Here is a 5,122-nt window from a genome sequence, read left to right as displayed (position 1 = left end):
TGGCCCGGCAATGCCACCATGCAGTCCACAAGGTTGGCCTCAATGAGGTTTTTGCGGATCTCGCCCTCTCCGGACTGGTTGGACGACATCGAGCCATTGGCGAGCACAAAGCCGGCTACGCCCGTGGGCGAAAGGTGATACACGATATGCTGTACCCAGGCGAAGTTGGCGTTGCTCTTCGGAGGAACTCCATACTGCCAGCGCTTGTCACCGGCAAGGCGTTCGCCGCCCCAGTCGGAGACGTTGAAGGGTGGATTGGCGAGGATAAAGTCCGCTTTGAGATCTGGAAACCTGTCGTTATGGAAGGTATCGCCCTGAGCGATCTGACCCTCGATGCCGCGGATGGCAAGGTTCATCTCGGCGAGCCGCCAGGTGGTATAGTTCAACTCCTGGCCATAGATTGAAATATCTGCACGAGCCTTGCCGCCGTTGCCATTGCCGTTCGCATGGGCACGGATGAACTCCACCGACTGCACGAACATACCCGAAGAGCCGCAGCAGGGGTCGTAGACCCGGCCTCGGTAGGGCTCGAGCATCTCGACCAGGAGCTTGACGATACAGCGGGGGGTATAGAATTCACCACCCTTCTTGCCCTCGGCGCTCGCAAATTGCGACAGGAAGTACTCATACACCCGACCGAGCACATCCTTGGAGCGGGCCGCTTCGTCGCCCACTTTGATATTGCTGATGAGGTCGATGAGCTGCCCCAGGCGCTGCTTGTCCAGCGCAGGGCGGGCATAGTCCTTGGGCAGCACGCCCTTGAGTGCCGGGTTATCGCGCTCGATCGCAGCCATGGCGTCATCCACAAGTTGGCCGATGGTGGGCTGTTTGGCCTGTGCCCTAAGGTGTGCCCAGCGCGCCTCGGGCGGCACCCAGAAGACATTCACGGCACGGTATTCGTCGGGGTCTTCGGGGTCGGCCCCCTGGGCACGCTCAGCCTGGAGCGTCGCATGATGCTCCTCAAAGGCGTCAGAAATATATTTGAGGAAGATCAGGCCGAGGACAACGTGTTTGTACTCGGCAGCATCCATGCTGCCGCGAAGCGCGTCGGCCATTTTCCAGAGCTGAGCTTCGTAGCCGATAGTGGCACCGCTCACCTCGGCTTCTTGTGCATTGCGTTTTTGCCGTGCCACGAGTTCCCCTCCTGTATTCAGTATCGCACCCTATATTGTGCAAGCAGCGAATGATCGTTCAGTTTCGCCACCGAAGGTGGCATTGGATGGAGCCTGGTAATGGTCCGCCTTATTATCCTCGTATTGTCTATTACTTTATACATCATCAGAGCTTGCGCGCGCAATTGTCACACATGTGCGCGCTCCCAACGGTGCCCCGTGCCCTGGCTAATTCGGGATGGAGCGAATACAATAGCCATATGAACAACCTGCCTTCTACCGAAATGGAAATCCGGCTTGCAGCCTTCCGGTGGCTCGACGAGCGAAGCAGGTTCAATGACGGAATTTTCGATGGCTCCGAGCTTGCGCGCGGCTTTGAATACCAGGGTCGCCGCATCACCCTTCATGGGCAGACCGGGATCTGGTTCCCTGCAGGCTCGCTCATCCCGAGCTCCTCGATGCCGCGCACATCATCCCCGACAGCGAGGAAGAGGGTCTTCCTGTCATTTCAAATGGACTTTCTCTGTGCAAAATCCATCATGCTGCCTTTGACCGGAATATTATTGGCATTGACCCTGATTACCATATCCACGTGAGGAGCGATATTCTGTACGAGCATGACGGACCCATGCTGCGTTACGGACTCCAGGAGCTGCATGGAAATCGGCTCTATTTGCCAAGGCGAGAAGAACATTACCCAGATCCTGAAAGACTTGCCGCAAGGTTCGAAAAATTCAAAACAGCCTGACAATCTGCCCATATCAAATCGCGCTCCAGGCCAGAATGATCAGGAGGAGGCGGTGAATATCCAACATTCTTCCTGAGACGCAGGGCTCCGTGCAACCGACTGGTCCCCGGACAGAAGATACCTGAAACCCTTCCGGGATACGTTTGCGGGGTGATGCAGCGAGCGATGCTGAAGCTTTTCCGAAATCACACGGCCCGGTGGTACTGACGCTGTCTCCAGAATCGATTGGTAAGATTTTCACAAACCGCTCTCACTCAGGCCGCTCCGCTCCACGCATGCGTGAGGTATCCATGTGCGAGCGAGGTTCCAAAGTTCAGAACACTCATGAAACTCCTCAGCTTACAACCCGCCGTGGCGAGATATCGAGCGCACAAAGAGCGCCGGAAAATATCGCGATAGAAACACGCCAAGGCGGGCCTTGAGCTCGAACGCCACCTTGATATCGAGCTTTCCGGTTTCCAGCTTGTCCCAAATGGTGCGTGCCGTCACCTCCGGGTTTTGCCCGAATTTTTGCAGGGGGTCGAGCTTACCATGCCGCGTTCCGTCCCCCGCGAGGGCATTTTCCGAAATCGCGGTCCGCACGAATCCCGGGTAGACTATTGAAATTTGAATGCCGCTCCCATAGAGTTCGGTCCGCAATGACGAGAAAAATCCCGCCTGAGCGTGCTTGGACGCTGAGTACGCAGTTCGCCATGGCGCGCCCATGAGCCCCGCGACGCTCGATACACAGGCAATTACTCCGGAACTGTGCGAGCACATTTGCGGCAGCACCGCGCGCACAATATCCACTGCCGCGAAAAAATTCGTTTCCATTATAAGGTTGAAGACATCGGCCGAGGTTTCCACGAACTTCGCGCGCTGGCTCACACCGGCGTTGAGCATGAGTACATCGATGCGCCCATGAATGGTGAGCGCTTTCTGAGCAGCCTCGAGGCGCGCCTCCGGATCGGCCAGGTCGAAGGGGAGCAGAGTGCAGGCGGCATGATTGCGAGCCCCCGGCGAGGCTTCTTGCTCATCTTTTTGTGCGTTCTGTTGGTTTTCCGAAGCCAGCCTTGCGCGCTCGCACAATGCTGCCGTTTCCTCGAGCGCTGGCACATTTCGCCCCGACAGAATGAGCCAGGCTCCACGCCGTGCCGCCTCAACCGCAAGCGATCGCCCGATGCCCGACGAAGCGCCGGTAATCCACACAACCTTGCCCGACAGCGACCAGCTCATGATATCGACAGGATATGGCAGCCCCCCGGCGGGGTCAAGGCAGGGCCGTGTGCGGAGCATAAACTATTATGCCTTTAGGAAGTTTTTCAGATTTTTCTTTTTGCCATATTGACAATTTATCAGTATGTACATACATTGTATTTATGAAGGAAATTTCCTTCGTTTGGGATCCGCGAAAGAATCTCGCGAATAAAGCGAAACATGATGGTATTGATTTTGAGGAAGCCAAAACGGTCTTTTATGACGAATATGCTCGTGTTATTTATGATCCTCTACACTCCGAGGAAGAAGATCGTTTTGTCGCCCTCCGGCTAAGCTTCAAGCTGCGACTTCTTGTTGTATGTCATTGCTATCGGGAATCGGATTCTGTTATCCGGATTATTTCTGCCAGAAAGGCTACCAAGAAAGAGGAGGCCTCTTATGAAAGACAAAGACATGGTCGATGAATATGACTTTGATAAGTCAATAAAAAATCCTTATATCAAGAACCTCAAGAAATCGGTGACCATTCGCCTGGAGCCTGATACTGTGAATTACTTCAAGAGCCTCTCCAGGGATATCGGTATTCCGTATCAGACGCTGATAAATCTCTATCTTACCCAATGTGCAAAAGAGAAGAAAAAGCCGGAAGTCGTATGGCAATAATTGGCATTACATCGGGATTTTGGCCACATTGATTATGTTTTGCTAATTTGCTGAATGATAAGGTCCAATTGATAGTATTTCGCATCCCTAAGATATAGGTCGCCTCATAATTCTTCCGCAAAATTCCCTGAAAAGTATCCTCTTGGGATTGACGCACTCTATAATATGCAGTATCTTGCATGTCAGATATGCACAAATATGCATATATAGCCCGAATCCGGACATATGTATCACTCACATAGAGGGAGGAACAGAAATATGCCTGCAAAAATCGAACTATTCGATCCACCCATGTGCTGCCCAGGCGGCTTGTGTGGGCCTGCAATCGATCCTGTGCTGCTGGACCTGAATGAAGCGATCCTCAGGCTAAAAAAGGAAAAAGGTATCGCGGTGGAGCGCTACCTGCTTTCCCAGCAAGGCAAAAAATTCATGGAGAACCCAGAAGTACTCGCTCTATTGCAACAGCATGGCACCGAAATTCTTCCGGCTACTGCTGTGAATGGTCATGTCGTGAAAACAAAAAATTTTCCAACTTACGAAGAATTGAAACAATGGGCATCTGAGCCCGCACCAATCACCCAAGGAGCAAGTGCATGAAAGCACAGTATATCTTTTTCTCCGGTAAGGGCGGCGTTGGCAAAACCACGATGGCATGCGCCACTGCAGTCCACTATGCGGAGAGCGGCAAAAAGACCCTCATCATCACCACCGACCCCGCCTCGAACCTTGCCGATGTCTTTGAATCCAGAATCGGCCACAAAATCACCCCATTGGGCATCGAAAACCTCTGGGGTATGGAAATAGATCCCGACAAGGCCACCGAGGAGTATCGCGAACGCATTCTCGCTCCCATGCGCGCGGTCATGCCGGTGAGCGTCATGAAGGTTATGGAAGAGCAGTTCAATTCGCCCTGCACAACGGAAATCGCGTCCTTCGACCGGTTTGTCGACTTCATGGTGATGGAACAGTCCGAGAATGAAATCCCGTATGATGTCATCATCTTCGATACCGCCCCTACAGGGCACACTATCCGGCTTCTGGAACTGTCTGTCGACTGGAGCAAGCACATCGAAGAGAGCGCGAAAGGCGGTGGAAATACCTGCATCGGACCGGTCGCCTCAATTCAAGAGAACAAAAAGAAATATGACGAGGCGACGCGTCTTCTGGGCGACCCTTCCCGGACCGATTTTGTATTCGTGCTCCAACCGGAGGGCACTTCTCTCTACGAAACAAAGCGCTCCAAGGCCGAGCTCGAAGGCATCGGGGTAAAGAGCGTCCGCCTTATTGTCAACGGCATTCTGCCGCAGGAAGTGTGCACACATCCCTTCTTCCGCAGCCGTTATGAAATGCAGCAGAAATACCTTTCGCAGATCCGCCAGGATTTCAAGGAATCCATCACCTA

General features: G+C 53.5%; 7 protein-coding genes. 5 read left to right on the top strand and 2 right to left on the bottom strand.

Translation table 11 applies throughout. From position 1 onward, the window contains the following. On the bottom strand, positions 1-1,133 hold a 1,133-nt coding region (locus tag GAP13_RS10910), incomplete at its 3' end, for a type I restriction-modification system subunit M (protein WP_158908350.1). 358 nt (positions 1,134-1,491) lie between these two features. Between GAP13_RS10910 and GAP13_RS13330 the strand changes: the two genes are divergently transcribed. Further along, positions 1,492-1,860 (top strand): HNH endonuclease, encoded by a 369-nt coding sequence (locus GAP13_RS13330; RefSeq protein ID WP_158908353.1) that lies wholly within the window; start codon positions 1,492-1,494, stop codon positions 1,858-1,860. Between the two features lie 339 nt (positions 1,861-2,199). On the opposite strand, the gene GAP13_RS10900 is transcribed toward GAP13_RS13330, so the two are convergent. Then, positions 2,200-3,075 (bottom strand): SDR family NAD(P)-dependent oxidoreductase, encoded by an 876-nt coding sequence (locus GAP13_RS10900; protein ID WP_158908349.1) that lies wholly within the window; start codon positions 3,073-3,075, stop codon positions 2,200-2,202. A 143-nt stretch (positions 3,076-3,218) separates the two neighbouring features. Here GAP13_RS10900 and GAP13_RS10895 point away from each other — a divergent pair, with 143 nt between their 5' ends. The 4 genes from GAP13_RS10895 to GAP13_RS10880 form a co-directional block, all read left to right on the top strand. Further along, the gene (locus GAP13_RS10895; protein WP_158908348.1) at positions 3,219-3,521 is read left to right on the top strand and encodes a BrnT family toxin; all 303 of its coding nucleotides are present in this window, start codon (positions 3,219-3,221) and stop codon (positions 3,519-3,521) included. Continuing rightward, a complete protein-coding gene (locus tag GAP13_RS10890; RefSeq protein WP_306769201.1) occupies positions 3,496-3,720 on the top strand; it encodes a BrnA antitoxin family protein in 225 nt (74 codons plus the stop codon). The genes GAP13_RS10895 and GAP13_RS10890 overlap by 26 nt, the downstream gene beginning before the upstream one ends. Before the next feature lie 258 nt (positions 3,721-3,978). Beyond that, the gene (arsD, locus tag GAP13_RS10885; protein ID WP_158908347.1) at positions 3,979-4,317 is read left to right on the top strand and encodes an arsenite efflux transporter metallochaperone ArsD; all 339 of its coding nucleotides are present in this window, start codon (positions 3,979-3,981) and stop codon (positions 4,315-4,317) included. Further along, positions 4,314-5,122 (top strand): ArsA family ATPase (locus tag GAP13_RS10880; RefSeq protein ID WP_158908346.1); only part of this gene is annotated, 809 nt, incomplete at its 3' end. The genes arsD and GAP13_RS10880, both read left to right, overlap by 4 nt.

The organism is Rectinema subterraneum (assembly GCA_009768935.1).
Lineage (GTDB): Bacteria > Spirochaetota > Spirochaetia > Treponematales > Rectinemataceae > Rectinema > Rectinema subterraneum.
Note: the sequence above shows the minus strand (reverse complement) of the source record. Positions and strands in the feature narration are given on the sequence as shown.

What these genes read in the sequence shown, in the direction of transcription:
- GAP13_RS10895 (WP_158908348.1), top strand. Translation starts at nt 3,219, where the DNA reads ATGAAGGAAATTTCCTTCGTTTGGGATCCGCGAAAGAATCTCGCGAAT.
- arsD (WP_158908347.1), top strand. Translation starts at nt 3,979, where the DNA reads ATGCCTGCAAAAATCGAACTATTCGATCCACCCATGTGCTGCCCAGGC.
- GAP13_RS10900 (WP_158908349.1), bottom strand. Translation starts at nt 3,075, where the DNA reads ATGAGCTGGTCGCTGTCGGGCAAGGTTGTGTGGATTACCGGCGCTTCG.
- GAP13_RS10890 (WP_306769201.1), top strand. Translation starts at nt 3,496, where the DNA reads ATGAAAGACAAAGACATGGTCGATGAATATGACTTTGATAAGTCAATA.